The following is an 18324-nucleotide window of genomic DNA, read 5'->3' as shown; positions in this document are numbered from 1 at the left end:
AGTCCGCATGGACCTCTCCCCGCTGAAGGCGGCCCTCGCAGACGTTGTGGCGATCCCGGTGACCCCGTTCGCCGAGGACGGGAGCATCGACGCCGCGGAGCACCGCGCCCTGCTGCGAAGACTGCTCGACGGTGGAGTCCGCATCGTCACCCCGAACGGCAACACCGGGGAGTTCTACGCGCTGACCCCCGACGAGCGGCGCACCGTCACCGAGCTCACCGTGGACGAGGCGCGGGGCCGTGCCACCGTCCTGGTGGGCGTCGGCCACGACGTGCCGACCGCCGTCGCCGCCGCCGAGCACGCCAGGGACGCGGGCGCCGAGATGGTCATGGTGCACCAGCCGGTCCACCCCTACGTCTCGCAGGACGGCTGGGTCGACTACCACCGGGCCATCGCCGAGGCCGTGCCGGAGCTCGGCGTCGTCCCCTACATCCGCAACCCGCTGCTCGCCGGTGAACGGCTCGTCGAGCTCGCCGACAGCTGCCCCAACGTCATCGGCGTGAAGTACGCCGTCCCGGACGCCGCCCGCTTCGGCGCCTTCGCCCGGGACGCCGGCCTGGACCGGTTCGTCTGGGTGGCGGGGCTCGCGGAGCTGTACGCCCCCTCCTACTTCGCCACCGGGGCCACCGGATTCACCTCCGGCCTCGTCAACATCGCCCCCGGCGTCTCGCTGACGATGCTGGAGGCGCTGCGGGCCGGCGACTACGCGGCGGCCATGAAGGTCTGGGAACAGATCCGCCGCTTCGAGGAGCTGCGCGCCGACCGGCAGTCCGCCAACAACGTGACCGTCGTCAAGGAGGCCCTGGCCTCGCTCGGCCTCTGCCGGCGCGACGTCCGCGCCCCGAGCCGGGTCCTGCCCGAGGCGCAGCGCGCCGAGGTCGCGAACCAGGTCGCCGGGTGGTCCATATGACCGGCACCGACGGCGCCCGCATCACCCCCGAGGAGCTGCGCAGCCACCAGTGGTACGGCACGGACGGGCTCCGCTCGTTCAGCCACCGGGCCCGCACCCGGCAGCTCGGCTACCTCCCCGAGGAGCACCTCGGCAAGCCGGTCATCGCGATCCTCAACACCTGGTCCGACATCAACCCCTGCCACGTCCACCTGCGCGACCGCGCGCAGGCGGTCAAGCGGGGCGTCTGGCAGGCGGGCGGCTTCCCGCTCGAATTCCCGGTCTCCACGCTCTCGGAGACCTTCCAGAAGCCGACCCCGATGCTCTACCGCAACATGCTGGCGATGGAGACGGAGGAGCTGCTGCGCTCCTACCCCGTCGACGGCGCCGTGCTGCTGGGCGGCTGCGACAAGTCGACCCCCGCGCTCCTCATGGGTGCCGCGTCCGTCGACCTGCCGACCGTCTTCGTGCCCGCCGGGCCGATGCTGCCGGGGCACTGGCGCAACGAGGTCCTCGGCTCCGGCACGGACATGTGGAAGTACTGGGACGACAAGCGGGCCGGGCTGATCGGCGACTGCGAGATGGCGGAACTGGAGAACGGGCTCGCCCGCTCGCCCGGTCACTGCATGACCATGGGCACCGCGTCCACCCTGACGGCCGCCGCCGAGGCGCTGGGCGTCACGGTGCCGGGCGCCTCCTCGATCCCGGCCGTCGACTCCGGTCACGACCGGATGGCCGCGGAGTCGGGCCTTCGTATCGTCGAACTGGTGTGGCAACAGCTGACGTTGTCGAAGATCCTCACCGCCGACGCGTACGACGACGCCGTCGCCACCGTCCTCGCGCTCGGCGGCTCCACCAACGCAGTCATCCACCTGATCGCGATGGCGGGCCGCTCCGGGGTGAAGCTCACGCTGGACGACTTCGACCGCATCGCCCGTACCGTGCCCGTCCTCGCCAACCTCCGCCCCGGCGGGAAGTACCTGATGGAGGACTTCCACTTCGCCGGCGGGCTGCCCGGATTCCTGGCCCGGCTCACCGACGTACTGCACCTGGACCGCCCCACCGTCGCGCACGCCACCCTGCGCGAACAGCTCGACGGGGCGCTGGTGCACAACGCCGAGGTCATCCGGGAGCGGGACAACCCGCTGGCCGAGGAGGGCGGCGTGGCCGTGCTGCGCGGCAACCTCTGCCCCGACGGCGCCGTCATCAAGCACATCGCCGCCGAGCCGCACCTGCTGCGCCACACCGGACCCGCGGTCGTCTTCGACGACTACAAGGAGATGCAGCGCACCATCAACGACCCGGCCCTGGCCCTCACCCCGGACCATGTGCTGGTCCTGCGCAACGCAGGTCCCAAGGGCGGCCCCGGAATGCCCGAGTACGGCATGCTGCCGATCCCGGACTACCTGCTGAAGCAGGGCGTACGGGACATGGTGCGGATCTCCGACGCCCGGATGAGCGGCACCAGTTACGGGGCGTGCGTGCTGCACATCGCGCCCGAGTCGTTCGTCGGCGGGCCGCTCGCCCTCGTCCGCACCGGTGACCTGATCACCCTGGACGTCGAGGCGCGACTGCTTCACCTCGACGTGTCCGACGAGGAGTTGGAGACCCGCAGGTCCGAGTGGACCGAGCCGCCCGCCCGCTACGGGCGCGGTTACGGGGCGCTCTACCAGGACCAGATCACCCAGGCCGACACCGGATGCGACTTCACGTTCCTGGCCCGGCAGGGAGAGGTGCCCGACCCCTACGCGGGCTGACCCGGGCGAAGAGAATTCCGCGCGCCGCACCGTCCGGCACACCGAACGCCATGCGGTAAGCGCTTGCACCACGCACCGAAAGCACGGCACATCCAGCACTTTCCAGAGATCGGAGACGCGTCATGGCCCATTCCGCAGCCGTGGCCACACCGCCCCCCAAGGGGAAGGAGTCCAAGCGTCGCTCGTCCACACCACGCCGCCTGCCGTATCTGCTGATCGCGCCCGCGGGCCTGCTGATGCTGGGCTTCATCGCCTACCCGGTGATCAGCGTCTTCTACTACAGCCTGCAGAACTACAACGTCACCAAGCCGTGGCGGAACGGCTTCGCAGGCTTCGACAACTTCACCAGGATCTTCACCGAGGACGAGCAGTTCTGGCCGACGCTCGGCTTCAGCGCCCAGTGGGTCGTCGTCCAGGTGACCCTGCAGCTCGCACTCGGTCTCGCGCTCGCCCTGATCGTCAACCAGAGCTTCATCGGCCGTGGCATATCCCGCGCCATGGTCTTCTCGCCCTGGGCCGTTTCCGGCGTGCTGACCAGCACCATCTGGATCCTGCTCTACAACTCCTCGACCGGCTTCAGCCGCTACCTCGCGGACGCCGGAATCGGTGAGTACGGCACCTCGGTCCTCTCCGACACCGGCACCGTCTTCTGGGCGGCGACCCTCGCCGAACTCTGGCGCGGAGTCCCCTTCTTCGCCATCCTCATCCTCGCCGACCTGCAGTCCGTCTCCAAGGAGCTGTACGAGGCGGCGTCGGTCGACGGCGCGGGCCGGATGCGGCAGTTCTTCCACATCACCCTCCCGCACCTGCGGGACGCGATCATCCTCGCCACCCTGTTGCGCGGCGTCTGGGAGTTCAACAACGTCGACCTGCTCTACACCCTCACCGGAGGCGGACCGGCCGGCGAGACCACGACCCTGCCTCTGTACGTAGCCAATACAGGCATCGAGGGTCACGACTTCGGATACGCCTCCGCGCTCACCACCGTCGCCTTCGTGATCCTCCTCTTCTGCTCGATCGTCTATCTGCGCCTGAGCAAGTTCGGAGGCGACCACAAGTGACTGCCGCACTCGTAGAGAAGAACAACGCCGCACAGCCCGCCGCGCGGCACAGCGCCCCGCCGCCGTTCTCGAGCCGCCGCACCAAGCGCGAGCGTGCCTTCGACGACGTACCGCGCTGGCAGATCTACCTGCCGCTCGGCGTCTACCTGCTCTTCACCCTCATCCCGTTCTACTGGATGCTCCTGTTCGCCGTACGGCCCGCCGGCTCCACCTCCCTGGTGCCGTGGCCGATGACGGGGGACCACTTCTCCAAGGTCTGGAACGAGCGCAGCTTCGCCGTCTTCTTCCAGAACAGCATGCTCGTCGGCGTCGCGACGCTGATCACCACGACCCTGGTCGCGCTGGCCGGCGGCTACGCCCTGGCCCGGTTCGACTTCAAGATCAAGGGCGGCTTCATGCTGGCGCTGCTCTGCTCGCAGTTCATCCCGGGCGCCCTGATGCTCGTGCCGCTCTTCGAGATCTTCAAGAACCTCCAGATGATCAACTCCCTCTGGAGCGTCGTCATCGCGGAGACCGTCTTCCAGCTCCCCCTGTCGATCATCCTGATCAGCGGCTTCATCAAGAACGTCCCGGTCTCCCTCGAAGAGGCCGCCTGGGTGGACGGCTGCTCGCGCTTCAAGGCCTTCCGCACCGTCGTCCTGCCGCTGCTGCGCCCCGGCCTGATCGCCGTCGGCTCCTTCGCCTTCGTGCACAGCTGGAACCACTTCCTGTTCGCCCTGATGTTCCTCAGCGAGCAGGACAAGCAGACGATCCCGGTCGGCCTCAACACCCTGATCGGCGCCGACAGCGTCGACCTGGGCGCGCTGGCCGCGGGTGGAGTCATCGCCGCCGTACCCGTGGTGATCGTCTTCGCCTTCATCCAGAAGTGGCTCATCACCGGCTTCAGCGCCGGCGCCGTGAAGGGGTGACGGACATGACCGCACGCCCCGGCCCGCACACCGCGTGCCGCATCGCCGACGAGACAGCCCGCAGGGGCGGAGCGGGGAGGGCCCGATGAGCACCACACCCCTGCCCGTCGTCCTGGCGGGTGCCCGCGGCCACGGCCGCTGGCACCTCGCCAACCTCCGCCGCCTCCAGCACCAGGGCCTGGTCAGGCTGGCCGGGATCTGTGAACTGAACCCGCTGACCGACGACGAACTCGCCGTCTTCGCCGACGAGATGCCCGAGCAGTCCGCCGACTTCGGGGCGCTCCTGGACTCCACCGGTGCGCGCGTCGCCGTCATCTGCACCCCCATCCCGACCCACACCGAGCTCGCCCTCACCGCGGCGGCCCGCGGCGTCCACCTCCTCCTGGAGAAGCCGCCCGCCGCGACCTGGGCCGACTACGCCCGGATGGCCGACGGGGTGCGGGAGGCGGGCATCGCCTGCCAGGTCGGCTTCCAGTCCTTCGGCTCGCACGCCGTGCCCGCCATCAAGGAGCTCGTACGCTCCGGCGCGATCGGAACCGTGCGGGGCGTCGGCGCCGCCGGCGCCTGGGTCCGCGACGACGCCTACTTCCGGCGGGCCCCCTGGGCCGGACGCCGGAAGATCGGCGGGACCGATGTGGTCGACGGCGTGCTCACCAACCCGCTGGCGCACGCCGTGGCCACCGCGCTCGAACTCGCCGGCCGGGGGACGGCACAGGACGTGGCGTCCATCGAGACCGAGCTGTTCCGCGCCCACGACATCGAGGCGGACGACACCAGCTGCGTCCGCGTCACGACCACCGACGGGCTGCCGGTCACCGCCGCCGTCACCCTCTGCGCCGAGGAGGCCGGGGAGCCCTACGTGATCGTCCACGGAGACCGGGGCCGGATCACCTTCTGGTACAAGCAGGACCGCGTCCTGGTCCAGCGCGCCGGACACGGACCCGAGGAGGCCGTGCACGGGCGGACCGACCTCCTGGAGAACCTCGTCGACCACCTGGTGAACGGCACCGGCCTCCTCGTACCACCGGAGCGCACCGGCGCGTTCATGCGGGTCGTCGAAGCCGTACGCACCGCCCCGGAGCCCACCGCACTGCCCGCCACCGCCTGGCACACCCGGCCGGACGGACCCGCCGGCGGGGTGCGGCGCGTCGTGCGCGGCATCGACGCCATGGTCGCGGCCGGGGCCGACACCCTCACCCTCTTCTCCGAACTAGGCGCCTCCTGGGCGCGCCCCAGCGAGGTGAGCACCCCATGACCACCGCACTCCTCAGCTGCGCCGGCCGCCCCGTCGGCCGCTACAGCTACGGGCCGGACACGGACGGCCGCCCCTACCTCCACCCCGTCACCACCCTCGCCGGCACCCCCGTCACCGAGGAGCGCCCCGCCGACCACATCCACCACCTGGGCGCCTCCGTCGCCGTACCCGACGTGGCCGGACGTAACTTCTGGGGCGGACGCACCTACGTCCGCGACCAGGGGCCCACCGTGCTCGACAACCACGGGACACAGCGCCACCTCGGCTGGAAGCTCCGCGACCCCGACGGCTTCGTGGAGGAGCTCAGCTGGGAGGCCGACGGCACCGAGCTGCTGCGCGAGCACCGCACCGTCGCCGTCGCCGAGGTCTCCGGCACCGCCTGGGCGCTGGACTTCTCCTTCTCCCTCACCAACCGCGGCGGCGCGGACCTCTCCATCGGCAGCCCCGCCACCAACGGCCGCCCCGGCGCCGGATACGGCGGCTTCTTCTGGCGCGCGCCCAAGGAGCCGGCCGCACCCGCCGTGTTCAGCGGAACCCACGACGGCGAGGAAGCGGTGCACGGCAGGGCCGCCGACTGGCTTGCCCTCGCCGGGGACGGCTGGACGCTGGTCTTCGCCGGGGCGACCGACGAGACCCGGCGCGACCCCTGGTTCGTGCGGACCACGGAGTACCCCGGCGTCGGATCCTCCCTCGCCGCGGACCGCCGGCTGACCGTCGCCGCCGGAGCCACCGTCGTGCGCCGCGTCGTCACGGTCGTCGCGGACGGCCGGCTCGACCGGGACACCGCCGCCGCCTACGCCCGCAAGGTGGCCGCCGCGTGAGCAGACCCTGGACGGCCGACCTCGGCGACGGGACGTACCGCAACCCCGTCCTGAACAGCGACTGGTCCGACCCGGACGTCGTGCGTGTCGGCGACGACCACTACCTCACCGCGTCGAGCTTCGGCCGCGTGCCCGGTCTGCCCCTGCTGCACTCGCGCGACCTCGTCAACTGGACCCTCATCGGCCACGCGCTGCAGCGGCTCGAACCCGCCGCGGACTTCGCCGTGCCCCGCCACGACTGCGGGGTGTGGGCCCCCTCGCTGCGCCACCACGCCGGACGCTTCTGGATCTTCTGGGGCGACCCCGACCACGGCATCCAGCAGATCAACGCCGAGGACATCCGCGGCCCGTGGAGCACCCCGCACCTCGTCAAGGCGGGCAAGGGGCTCATCGACGCCTGTCCGCTGTGGGACGACGAGACCGGCGAGGCCTACCTCGTGCACGCCTGGGCCAAGTCCCGCTCCGGGATCAAGAACCGGCTCACCGGCCACCGCATGAGTCCCGACGGGCGCGAGCTGCTCGACGAGGGCACGGTCATCGTCGACGCGGACACGATCCCCGGCTGGTTCACCCTGGAAGGCCCCAAGCTCTACCGGCACGACGGCTACTTCTGGATATTCGCCCCCGCCGGGGGAGTGGAGACCGGCTGGCAGGGCGCCTTCCGGTCGAAGGAGTTCACCGGCCCGTACGAGGAGCGCGTCGTGCTGGCCCAGGGCCGCACCGACGTCAACGGCCCCCACCAGGGCGGCTGGGTGCGGACCGCCGCCGGTGAGGACTGGTTCCTGCACTTCCAGTCACGGGGAGCGTACGGGCGGGTCGTCCACCTCCAGCCGATGCGCTGGGACGCGGAGGGCTGGCCCGTCATCGGTGACGGGGGCGAACCCGTCCCGGTACACACCAAACCGGCTGCTCCCGAGCAGCCCGTGGAAGCTCCGGCCGTCGGTGACGACTTCCCCGGCGGCCGGTACGGCAGGCAGTGGCAGTGGACGGCCACCCCGAGGCCCGGCTGGACGGTCGAGCACGCGGGGGACGGACTGCGGCTCAGCTGCGTGCGGACCGCGTACGCGCACGACCTGCGGGCCCTGCCCAACGTCCTGGTCCAGCGGCTGCCGGCCGAGGAGTTCACCGTGGAGGCGGACCTCGTGCTGCACAGCGACGAGCCCGGCGCCAACGCCGGACTCGCCGTGCTCGGCGACGCCTTCAGCTGGATAGGGCTGGAGGCCGGGGCGGACGGAACGCCCCGGCTCGTGCACCGCCACGCCGAGGGCACCGCCGAGCACGAGCGGGACGCCGCGCACCCCCGCGCGGCCCCCGGAGGAAGGGCGCGGCTGCGCATCGAGGTCACCGCGGGCGCCCGCTGCCGCTTCTCCGCCGACACCGGCGACGGATTCCGGCCCTCGGGCCAGGTCTTCGCCGCCGCGCCGTGGCGCTGGGTGGGCGCCCTGCTCGGCCTCTTCGCCACCGCACCGGCCGGGACCGGCCCCGCCGGAACGGCCGAGTTCAGCGCCTTCGGCACCGGCGGCTGACCACCGACCCACCCGCACCACGCACCGACCACCGCCCCCCACGGCACGTACGGAACAGCACCTGCGACACCTGCGACACCTGCGATTCCACCGACAGAACCGAGAGAGAAGAGCCGACGATGACTATCTCGAAGACGCAGCGGGGGCGTGCCGCGGCAGCGGTGTCCCTGGCGGCGGCACTCGCCCTGACGGCCACCGCGTGCGGGGACGACGGCAGCGACTCAGGCACGGAGGGCAGCGGCAAGGGCGAGATCACCTTCTGGGACAACAACGGCGGTCCACGCACCGCCATCTGGACCGAGATCATCAAGGACTTCGAGAAGAAGAACCCGAACATCGAGGTCAAGTACGTCCCGATCCCGATCGCCGACGTCCAGTCCAAGTACGACACCGCCATCGCCGGGGGCGGGCTGCCCGACGTGGGCGGCGTCAGCACCGCGTACCTCGCGAACATGGTGTCGCAGGAGGCGCTCGAGCCGATCAACAAGCGGCTGGAGAAGTCCCCGCTGAAGGGTCAGCTCGTCGAGGGCATGGTCCAGAGCGTCAGGGCCGCGGCCGGCCGGGGCGACGACCTGTACTCCATGCCCACCTCCGCGAACAACGGCGCGCTCTGGTACCGCACCGACCTGTTCGAGGCCGCGAAGCTGGAGGCGCCCACCACCTGGCCCAAGTTCTACGAGGCCGCCGACAAGCTCACCGACGCGAAGGACAACAAGTTCGGCTACACGATCCGCGGCGGGGCGGGCTCCATCGCCCAGGCCCTGGACGCGGCCTACGGGCAGTCCGGGATCACGTCGTTCTGGGACGGCGAGAAGACGACGCTCAACGACCCGAAGAACGTCGAGGCGCTGGAGAAGTACGCCGCCCTCTTCAAGAAGACCACCCCGGCCGCCGACCTCAACAACGACTTCACCAAGATGGTCGCCCAGTGGGACACCGGCACCATCGGCATGCTCAGCCACAACCTGGGCTCCTACCAGGACCACCTGAAGGCGCTGGGCGAGGAGAAGTTCGCCGGCATCCCCGCCCCCATCGGGGAGGGCGGCACCCGCGTCCAGGTCTCCAACCCCGTCGACGGACTGGGCCTGTTCCGGTCGAGCAAGAACAAGAACGCGGCCTGGAAGTTCATCGAGTTCGCGGCCTCGCACGAGTCGAACAGCAAGTGGAACAAGGCCGCGGGCGCCATCCCGGCCAACACCGAGGCCGCCAAGGACCCGTGGATCAACGAGACCGAGCCGACCGCGCTCGCCGCGAAGGCCCTCACCGACGGCTCCACGAAGATCGTCGACCTCCCGTACTACCTGCCCGACTGGAACAACATCAGCAAGGCCGACAACGAGCCCGAGTTCCAGAAGCTGCTGCTCGGCAAGGTCACGGCCAAGGCGTTCCTGGACAAGATGGCCGATGAGCTGAACGCCGCCAACAAGGAGTGGCAGGAGCTCGGCAACGGCTGACCCGACCGTCTCAGACGGCCGGAACCCCCGGTGACCGGGGACCGGCGGCGGTCCGGGTCGCGCTCCGCCGCCGGTCCCTCTCCTCGTGCACATCAGTTCTGCATGTCCTTCGAGAGAGGCAGTCCCCCTGTGTCACTCACCCGCAGACAGACGGCGGCCGCGCTCGCCGCGCTGCCCCTCGCACTCTCCGCCACCCCCGCGGTCGCCCACGGCGGCGGGGGCAGGCCCCGGCCGCGGACCCTGCACATCGCGGGCGACTCCACGGCCGCCCAGAAGTACTCCGACGCCGCGCCCGAGACCGGCTGGGGCATGGCCCTGCCCTTCTTCCTCGGCCACCACCTCTCCGTCGCCAACCACGCGGTGAACGGCCGGAGTTCCAAGAGCTTCATCGACGAAGGGCGCCTCACCGCACTCCTTGGGGGAGTCCGCCCCGGCGACCTGCTCGTCATCCAGTTCGGTCACAACGACGAGAAGACCGAGGACCCGGCCCGCGGCACCGACCCCTACACCACCTACCAGGAGTACCTCCGCCAGTACGTCGAGGGCGCCCGCGCCCGGCGGGCGGAGCCCGTACTGGTCACCTCCGTCGAGCGCCGCCGGTTCGCCGCCGACGGCACCGCGAAGCCCACCCACGGTGAGTACCCCGCCGCGATGGCCGCCCTGGCCGTCGAGGAGGGCGTACCCCTGCTCGACGTCCAGGCCCTCTCGCTCGCCCGCTGGCAGGAGCTCGGCCCGGACGGCACCGAGGCGTACTTCAACTGGCTGGAGCCCGGTCAGTCGCCCAACTACCCCGACGGCAAGCAGGACAACACCCACTTCAGGCCGGCGGGCGCCGTCGACGTGGCCCGGACGACCGCCCGGGCCCTGCTGGACGGCCGTGTCCTCGCCCCGCGTGACGTACGCCGGCTCGACACCCGGGTCCCCACCGAGTGGATCACCTGGCCGCAGCCGGTCTGAGGCCCACCCGTCCGACGCGCACCACCCTTCCTTCCTCCTCCGTACGACAGTTAAGGATTCGCCATGCCCGCACGCATGCGTCACGTCCGCGCCATCGCCGTGGTGATGGGCTGCGCCTCGGTGGCCCTCGCCGTGAGCGTCCCCGCCCAGGCGGCCCCGCCGCGCCACGGCAACGGGATCGAGAGAGCCGTCCTTCCCGCGGGCGACGGCTGGGCCGCGGCCGAGGGGTCCACCACGGGCGGCTCGCAGGCCACGCCCGAGCACGTCTACACCGTCACCAACCGGGCCGAGCTGATCGCCGCCTTCAAGGACGCCGGCGACGCACCGAAGATCGTCAGGATCGCCGGCACCGTCCACGGCAACTCCGACGTCAACGGCACCCCGATCGGCTGCGAGGCGTACCAGCAGGGCGGCTACACCCTGGAGAACTACCTCGCCGCCTACGACCCCGAGGTCTGGGGCAGGGACGAGGTCCCGTCCGGCCCCCTGGAGGACGCCCGCGCGGCCTCCGCGAAGCTGCAGGCCGCCGCGGTCAACGTCAACGTGCCGTCCAACACCACGCTCGTCGGCGTCGGCAAGGACGCCACCATCATCGGCGCCAGCCTCCAGGTGAAGAACGTCTCCAACGTCATCGTCCGCAACATCTCCTTCAAGGACACCTACGACTGCTTCCCCCAGTGGGACCCCACCGACGGGGACGAGGGCGCCTGGAACTCCGAGTACGACAACCTCGTCGTCTACGGCTCCCGTCACGTCTGGGTCGACCACAACACCTTCAGCGACGGCGACCGCCCCGACGCCGGCCAGCCCCACTACTTCGGGCAGATCTACCAGCAGCACGACGGCCTCTTCGACATCGTGCGCGGCGCCGACCTGGTCACCGTCTCGTACAACGTCCTCAAGGACCACGACAAGACCATGCTCATCGGCAACAGCGACGGCGCCGGGGCGAGCGACCGAGGCAAGCTCCGCGTCACCCTGCACCACAACCTCTTCAAGGACGTGAAGGAGCGCGCCCCCCGCGTCCGCTTCGGCCAGGTCGACTCGTACAACAACCACTTCGTCGCCACCCGGGGCAGCGCCTACGGCTACACGTACGGCATCGGCGCGGAGTCCAAGCTCGTCGCGGAGCACAACGCGTTCACCGTGCCCGCCGGCCTGGACCGGGCGACCCTCCTCAAGAAGTGGTCCGAGTCCTCCCTCACGGCTGAGAACAACTACGTCAACGGCCGGAAGACCGACCTGATCGCCGTGCACAACGCGGGCGTGCCCACCGAGCAGCTCACCGAGGGCGCCGGGTGGACACCGGAACTGCGCACCAGGGTCGACCACCCGCTGGTCGTCCCCGTGCTCGTCGCCCTCAAGGCCGGCGCCGGCAAGGCACCGGGCCGCTGAGGACGCGCACCTGAACCGGCCGGAGCGGCACCGCACACTCTCCACCACCCCGGAGAGCGCCGCTCCGGCCCCCGCCCGCCCCCGCGAAGGAGTACCGCCATGCTCAGCCGACGCAGTGCCCTGTCCCTGCTCGCGGGCGGGACCGCCGTCCTCACCCTCGGCGCCCCCGCCGCACACGCACACCCCTCACGCCCCCGGCCCTTCGGCCGCTACGGCTCACCGGCCCGCCGCCTAGACCCCCTGACGCTGTACGTCGACCCGCACGGCCGGGGCGACCACCCCGACGTGCAGTCCGCCGTCGACGCCGCCACCGGCACAGGCCACACCCTGGTGCTCGCCCCGGGCACCTACCGCGGCGCGGTCACCGTGGCCGCCGCCCGGACCGGGCTCACCCTGATCGGTGCGAGCGGCGACCCGCGCGACACCGTCATCGTCCACAACCGCGCGGCCGGCACCCCCAGGCCCGACGGCTCCGGCACCTACGGCACCAGCGGCTCGGCCTCCGTCACCGTCCAGGCCGCCGGCTTCACCGCACACGACCTGACCTTCGCCAACGACTGGCTGCGCTCCGACAACCCCGAGTACACCGGCACCCAGGCCGTCGCGATCAAGGTCCAGGGCGACCGCTCGGCGTTCTACGGCTGCCGCTTCCTCGGCCACCAGGACACCCTGTACGCCGACTCCCCCGCGCTCACCGTCTTCGCCCGCCAGTACTACCGCGACTGCTACGTGGAGGGCGACGTCGACTTCGTCTTCGGCCGCGCCACCGCCGTCTACGACCGCTGCCACTTCCGCGCCCTCACCCGCAGCGGCCCGGTCTCCGCCCCGTACGGCTTCGTCTTCGCACCCAGCACCGCCGGCGCCAACCCGCACGGCTACCTGGTCCTGCGCTCCCGCGTCACCAGCACCGCCCCCGACGGGTACTACAAGCTGGCCCGCCCCTGGGTGCCCTCCTCGGACCTCACCGCGCGTCCGATGCTCACCGTCCGCGACAGCGGGCTCGGCGCGGGCATCGACGCGGTCACGCCGTACGCCACCATGTCGTCGGGCTTCCCGTGGCAGGAGCAGCGCTTCGCCGAGTACCGCAACACCGGCCCCGGCGCGCGCGTCACCGTCCCCGCCGAACGCCCCCAGCTGAGCGCGTCCGAGGCCCGCTCGCACACCCCTGGCGCCTACCTCGGCGACTGGCGCCCGTACGCGTGAGCGACGGCATCACGGAACGGGTGCTTCCCGCGTTCTACGAGCAGCTCAAGGACGGGCTGACCTTCCCGCTCGCCCGGGAGAACTCCAGGACGCGGGACTTCCCGGCCTGGCGCGCCGAGGCGCGCGCCAGGGCCGCGGAGGCACTGCTGCGGCCCCCGGGTCCCGGCCCCGGGCCCTTCGCCCCGACGGTCCGCGACGAACGCCCGGCCGGCCCGTTCTCCGGGCGCACCGTGGAGTTCGCCCTCAGCCGGTACGCGCGGGCCCGCGGCTCGCTGCTGCTGCCGCACGGCACGGGGCCCTTCCCCGCGGTGCTGCTGCTGCACGACCACGGGTCCGAATTCTCCATCGGCCGGGAGAAGGTCGTACGCCCCTGGGCCGACCCCGCCCGGTTCCCGCGCGCCACCGCGTGGGCCGACGCCTACTACGGCGGCCGCTTCGTGGGCGACGAACTGGCCGCCCGCGGCTATGCCGTGCTCGCCGTGGACACCCTGGGCTGGGGCGACAGGGGACCGCTCGCCTACGCGGACCAGCAGGCCCTGGCCGCCAACCTCCTCCAGCTGGGCACCTCGCTGGCCGGACTCACCGCCCAGGAGGACATCCGGGCCGCGGCCTTCCTCGCCTCCCTGCCCCAGGTCGACGAAGACCGGATCGGGGCCCTGGGGTTCTCCATGGGGGCCTACCGCGCCTGGCAGCTGTCCGCCCTCTCCGACGACATCCGGGCCGCCGCCGCCGTCTGCTGGATGACGGGCCTCAAGGACATGCTGGTCCCGGGCAACAACACCCTGCGCGGCCAGTCCGCGTACTTCACGCTCCACCCGGGACTCCACCGGCACCTCGACATCCCGGACGTGGCGTCCCTCGCCGCCCCGAAACCCGCCCTGTTCCACGCGGGCGGACAGGACCCGCTGTTCCCGGCGGCCGGGGTGGCGGGCGCCTTCGCGAAGATGCGTGCCGTGTGGGACGAGCAGGGAGCGGGCGGCCGGCTCACCACCACCGTGTGGCCGGAACACGGCCACGTCTTCACGGCGGACATGCAGGACGCCGTGTACGCGTGGCTGGACACATGGCTCGGCGCCCCCGCCGGGACCAGCCCGGCGGGGGCGCCTCGACTGCCGCGCTCCTAGCCGTAGCTGAGGTCCGACGCGGTGTAGCGGCAGTACGTGCCGTCCGGGCCGCTGCCGGTCTCCTTCGGCTCGGCGCCCGTGCTGTTGCCCGTGTAGCGGACACAGGGCTTGATCTTCTTGCTGCTGTCGCCGTGGATGCGGACCGAGCGCAGCGCGGCCGTGTCCCCGTAGTTGGTGTTGATGCCGACCAGGGACTTGCCCGGTGCCGTCACGTCCACGTCGTTGACGATGATCTCGCGCTTGTACTGCTTGGAGCAGTTGCCGCAGGAGCGGACGAGCTTGCCGAAGTCCGAGACCTGGAACTTCGTGATGACCAGCTTGCCGGCCCCGTTGAACTGGAAGACCTTGTCGGAGGCCTTCCGGGCGCCACCGCCGTACACCGTGTACACGGAGCCGGTCGACGTGCCCTTGAAGGACGCGGCGTCCTCGCCGACGTCCTCCCACCAGACGTTCTGCAGCGTGCAGCTGCCGGAGCAGTGGATGCCGTCCGCGGCGGGCGATCCGAGGACGACGTTCTTGAGCGTCGCCCCGTCCTTCAGCTTGAAGATCGGGTCCTGGCCCTCGTCCTGGCCGCCGTCGCCGAGGTCGCCGCTCCCGTAGAAGCGCTTCAGCCCGCCGTCGTACGTGCCCGAGACCTCGATGGTCGACGAGACGGCCTGGCTGCCCTTGGCCGTGGGCCACGCGGGCACCGCGGCGGCGGCCGCGCCGGCCGGCTGGAGCATCACGTTGGTGGCCAGGGCCGCGCCGGTGAGACCCAGCGCCGCGGTCAGCGCCGCGGCCATACGGCGGCGGCCGGGGCGGCGGCGGTGGCTGGGCCGGAGTGCGGCTCGTTCCGTCATGTTCGGTCTTCCGTTCCTAGGGGGCGGGGGGGAGTGTTTCGCCTCTTGGTCGCCGCCACCCCCCGGAAGGGTTGCCGCTCCTCCGGATCTTTTTTCACCCGCCCCGTGCTCAGCGGGACTCGGAGAAGTCGCCGCCCACCGCGGCCGGTCCTCCGGCGGCACGGGCCCGTGCCGTGTAGTCGTCACGCCCGGCGTCGCGGACGCCCTCCGCGTGGTTGTACTGACCCGCGAAGGTGTGCGTGCCCACGGGCACCCTGCGCCCCGGCTTCAGCGTCCACCGGTAGACGAGGTAACCGTCCTCCTCGCGGACCGCCGTCCTGAAGTCCTTCTCGGGCAGGGAGCGCCAGGCCCCGGTCGTGTTGACCCCGCCGTTCAGCGCGATCCGCAGCTCGACGGTGAGCGCGGAGAGCGGCTCGGTGGTCCTGACCGTCACATTGCTCTGCGACCAGAACCTGTTGCCGTGGGGGTCCAGCGAACCGTCGGACCACAGGGGGCCGTTCTCGGCGGGCAGTGCCCCGCCCCGGACCGGCTCCTGTGCGGCGGGGGAGGGCCGGGCCGCCACCCCGCGCACGCCCTCCGGCTCCCCGGGGCCCGCCGAGGTGGCCGCGAACGCACCGGCCGCCAGCACCCCGCACACCGCCGCCGTGGCACCCGCGACCCGCAGCCAGGGCCTCGGGGTGCGCGGGGCGCGCGGGACGCGGACCGGAGTCTCCTCGGCCATGCCGCGCTCGATCCGGGCCAGCATGCGTTCCCGGTCGGGGCGGTGCGAAGCGGCGGCGGTGTGCAGCCGCTCACGCAGGTCCTCGTCCATCAGTGCCTTCCTCCGGTGCGCTGCGCCGCGACCGCCACCTGTACCCGTGCGGCCGGTGACTCGGGTCCGAGCAGCCGTTGCAGTTCCGCCACACCGCGCGAGGTCTGGCTCTTCACCGTACCGACAGATACACCCAGGACGAGTGCGGTGTCCCGTTCGGACAGGTCGAAGGCATGACGCAGCACCACACATGCCCGCTTGCGGAACGGCAGCCGGCGCAGGGCGTCCTGGACGTCCACCACCGCGGACACGTCGGGGTCGTCCACGGCGTACCCGTCCCCGGCACCGCGCGGCGCCCAGAACAACGCGATCCTGCGGCGCTCGCGCACGGCGCTGCGGATGCGCGTACGGGCCAGGTTGGCGACGACCCCCCTGGCGTACGCCACCGGGTGGTCGGCACCCCTCACCCGGTCCCAGCGGTGCCACAGCGCCATCAGCGCGTCGGCCGCCAGGTCGTCCGCCGCGTCCGCCTCGCCCGTCAGGAGATGGGCCAGCCGCGCGAGTTCGGCATAGTGCGCCTCGAAGAACGCATGGAACTCGGCGGCAGCGGAATCGTCCACGACTGTGCCCACGGGTACCTCCTCTCTGCACGTGGATCCCCGCACACTCGAACGGGCTGTGTACGTTCACACTCCCGTTCGCGGGGACGAGAGCGTACCAACGCGCACCCCGGAAGCGGTTCGACGCGGGTGCGTATCCAGTAAGGCGTAACACGGCGAAAACCTGAACCCCCTGTGACAGGTGAACAATCCAGCTACCCGTCGCGGGTTCCCACGCACAGAGGAGTGTCATGCCGGACAGAGCCGAACCGACCTTGAGCAAGAGCGAGGACACCCCGTCCCCGGCGACCCCGCCCCCGGCCGGGGGGAACGCCGTCGACCGCTACTTCTCGATCAGCGCCCGCGGCTCCAGCCTCGGACGTGAGATACGCGGCGGCTTCGCCACCTTCTTCACGATGGCCTACATCCTGGTGCTCAACCCGATCATCCTCGGCTCGGCCGAGGACAAGTTCGGCAACCACCTGTCCGGGCCCCAACTCGTCACCGCCACCGCCCTGGTGGCCGCCGTGATGACGGTCATCATGGGCCTCGGAGGCAATCTGCCGCTCGCCATCGCCGCCGGGCTGGGCCTCAACGCCGTCGTCGCGTTCCAGATCGCACCCCTGATGAGCTGGCCCGACGCGATGGGCCTCATCGTCATCGAGGGGCTGCTGATCTGCGTCCTGGTGGTCACCGGGCTGCGCGAGGCCGTCATGCACGCCATCCCGCCGGCCCTGAAGTACGCGATCAGCGTCGGCATCGGTCTCTTCATCGCCTTCATCGGCTTCGTCGACGCGGGGTTCGCCACCCGCATCCCCGGTGAGACCGGCTCCGTGCCCGTCCAGCTGGGCCTCACCGGACAGCTGTCCGGCTGGCCGGTCCTGGTCTTCTGCCTCGGAGTGCTGCTCACCGTCGCGCTCCTGGCCCGCAGGACGAAGGGCGCCATCCTCATCAGCATCGTCGTGATGACCGTCGTCGCGGTCGTCATCAACGAGATCGCCGACATCGCCCCCGCCGCCTGGGGCCTGACCGTCCCGACCGTCCCCGACGACCTCGTGGCCGCCCCGGACTTCGGCCTGCTCGGCTCCTTCAGCCTCTTCGGGGCGTTCGAGCAGGTGGGCGTCGTCACGATCGTGCTGCTGGTCTTCACCCTGCTGCTCAGCGACTTCTTCGACACGATGGGCACCGTCGTCGGCGTCTCCCACGAGGCGGGCCTCCTCGACGAGGACGGCAAGGTTCCGAATCTCGGCCGGGTCCTGCTGATCGACGGGGCGGCGGCCGTCGCGGGCGGCGCGGCGTCCTCCTCCTCCAACACCTCCTACATCGAGTCCGCGGCGGGCGTCGGCGAAGGCGCGCGTACGGGCTTCGCCTCCCTGGTCACCGGCGGACTCTTCGCCGTGGCGCTCTTCCTCACCCCGCTCGCCACCGTCGTCCCCGCCCAGGCCGCGGCACCCGCCCTGATCGCGGTCGGCTTCCTGCTGATGGCCCAGGTCCGGCACATCGACTGGGAGAAGTACGAGATCGCCGTCCCGGCGTTCCTGACGATCGCCGTGATGCCCTTCACGTACTCGATCACCAACGGCATCGGGGCGGGCTTCCTGGCCTACGTCGTGATCAGGACGGTCCTCGGCAAGGCCCGGGAGGTCCACTGGCTGATGTGGGGCACCTCGGCACTGTTCGCGGTGTACTTCGCCATCGACCCGATCGAGCAGCTGCTCGGAGTGAAGTAAGGGCTCCGTCGACGCGAGCTGAACCGGGGCAGCGACAGCCGCGGTCGCCCTCGGA

General features: G+C 71.4%; 16 protein-coding genes. 13 read left to right on the top strand and 3 right to left on the bottom strand.

The features are described 5' to 3' along the window. The first annotated feature begins 7 nt into the window (after nt 1–7). The 12 genes from OG927_RS07440 (at nt 8) to OG927_RS07385 (ending at nt 14350) form a co-directional block, all read left to right on the top strand. Complete coding sequence (locus OG927_RS07440) at nt 8–910, top strand: dihydrodipicolinate synthase family protein (RefSeq protein ID WP_056785831.1); 903 nt, start codon at nt 8–10, stop codon at nt 908–910. Beyond that, a complete protein-coding gene (araD, locus tag OG927_RS07435; RefSeq protein WP_056783533.1) occupies nt 907–2646 on the top strand; it encodes an L-arabinonate dehydratase in 1740 nt (579 codons plus the stop codon). The genes OG927_RS07440 and araD overlap by 4 nt, the downstream gene beginning before the upstream one ends. Nucleotides 2647–2768: 122 nt before the next feature. Beyond that, nucleotides 2769–3707: a carbohydrate ABC transporter permease gene (locus OG927_RS07430; protein WP_056783531.1), complete on the top strand. Its 939-nt coding sequence runs from the start codon at nt 2769–2771 to the stop codon at nt 3705–3707. Beyond that, entirely contained in the window at nt 3704–4615 is a 912-nt protein-coding gene (locus tag OG927_RS07425; protein WP_056783527.1) for a carbohydrate ABC transporter permease, read from the top strand. The genes OG927_RS07430 and OG927_RS07425 overlap by 4 nt, the downstream gene beginning before the upstream one ends. A gap of 85 nt (nt 4616–4700) precedes the next feature. After that, the gene (locus OG927_RS07420; RefSeq protein WP_056783524.1) at nt 4701–5870 is read left to right on the top strand and encodes a Gfo/Idh/MocA family protein; all 1170 of its coding nucleotides are present in this window, start codon (nt 4701–4703) and stop codon (nt 5868–5870) included. Next, complete coding sequence (locus OG927_RS07415) at nt 5867–6691, top strand: DUF6807 domain-containing protein (protein WP_056783520.1); 825 nt, start codon at nt 5867–5869, stop codon at nt 6689–6691. The genes OG927_RS07420 and OG927_RS07415 overlap by 4 nt, the downstream gene beginning before the upstream one ends. After that, a complete protein-coding gene (locus tag OG927_RS07410; RefSeq protein ID WP_330319872.1) occupies nt 6688–8217 on the top strand; it encodes a glycoside hydrolase family 43 protein in 1530 nt (509 codons plus the stop codon). The genes OG927_RS07415 and OG927_RS07410 overlap by 4 nt, the downstream gene beginning before the upstream one ends. A gap of 119 nt (nt 8218–8336) precedes the next feature. Then, a complete protein-coding gene (locus OG927_RS07405) occupies nt 8337–9671 on the top strand; it encodes an ABC transporter substrate-binding protein (protein ID WP_056783515.1) in 1335 nt (444 codons plus the stop codon). Nucleotides 9672–9800: 129 nt separating this feature from the next. Continuing rightward, nucleotides 9801–10628, top strand: a complete 828-nt coding sequence (locus OG927_RS07400; RefSeq protein WP_056783512.1) for a rhamnogalacturonan acetylesterase — start codon at nt 9801–9803, stop codon at nt 10626–10628. Between the two features lie 63 nt (nt 10629–10691). Further along, on the top strand, nt 10692–12023 hold the full coding sequence (locus OG927_RS07395) for a pectate lyase family protein (protein WP_330319871.1): 1332 nt from the start codon (nt 10692–10694) through the stop codon (nt 12021–12023). A gap of 99 nt (nt 12024–12122) precedes the next feature. Next, nucleotides 12123–13226, top strand: coding sequence for a pectinesterase family protein (locus OG927_RS07390; RefSeq protein ID WP_330319870.1), 1104 nt, complete (start codon nt 12123–12125; stop codon nt 13224–13226). Then, nucleotides 13223–14350: a dienelactone hydrolase family protein gene (locus tag OG927_RS07385; protein ID WP_330319869.1), complete on the top strand. Its 1128-nt coding sequence runs from the start codon at nt 13223–13225 to the stop codon at nt 14348–14350. The genes OG927_RS07390 and OG927_RS07385 overlap by 4 nt, the downstream gene beginning before the upstream one ends. On the opposite strand, the gene OG927_RS07380 is transcribed toward OG927_RS07385, so the two are convergent. The 3 genes from OG927_RS07380 to OG927_RS07370 all read right to left on the bottom strand — a co-directional run bounded on the left by OG927_RS07380 (nt 14347) and on the right by OG927_RS07370 (nt 16572). Continuing rightward, a complete protein-coding gene (locus OG927_RS07380; RefSeq protein WP_056783501.1) occupies nt 14347–15189 on the bottom strand; it encodes a pectate lyase in 843 nt (280 codons plus the stop codon). The genes OG927_RS07385 and OG927_RS07380 overlap by 4 nt on opposite strands. Nucleotides 15190–15298: 109 nt before the next feature. Then, nucleotides 15299–16000: a hypothetical protein gene (locus OG927_RS07375; RefSeq protein ID WP_330319868.1), complete on the bottom strand. Its 702-nt coding sequence runs from the start codon at nt 15998–16000 to the stop codon at nt 15299–15301. After that, nucleotides 16000–16572, bottom strand: coding sequence for a SigE family RNA polymerase sigma factor (locus OG927_RS07370; protein ID WP_056783495.1), 573 nt, complete (start codon nt 16570–16572; stop codon nt 16000–16002). Before OG927_RS07370 ends, OG927_RS07375 begins: the two co-directional genes overlap by 1 nt. A 218-nt stretch (nt 16573–16790) precedes the next feature. Between OG927_RS07370 and OG927_RS07365 the strand changes: the two genes are divergently transcribed. Continuing rightward, nucleotides 16791–18269: an NCS2 family permease gene (locus OG927_RS07365; RefSeq protein WP_107103158.1), complete on the top strand. Its 1479-nt coding sequence runs from the start codon at nt 16791–16793 to the stop codon at nt 18267–18269. Nucleotides 18270–18324 lie beyond the last annotated feature (55 nt).

Origin of the sequence: Streptomyces clavifer (assembly GCF_036345975.1) — a bacterium.
Taxonomy (GTDB): Bacteria; Actinomycetota; Actinomycetes; order Streptomycetales; family Streptomycetaceae; genus Streptomyces; species Streptomyces clavifer.
This window is presented reverse-complemented; position numbering and strand designations above follow the sequence as displayed.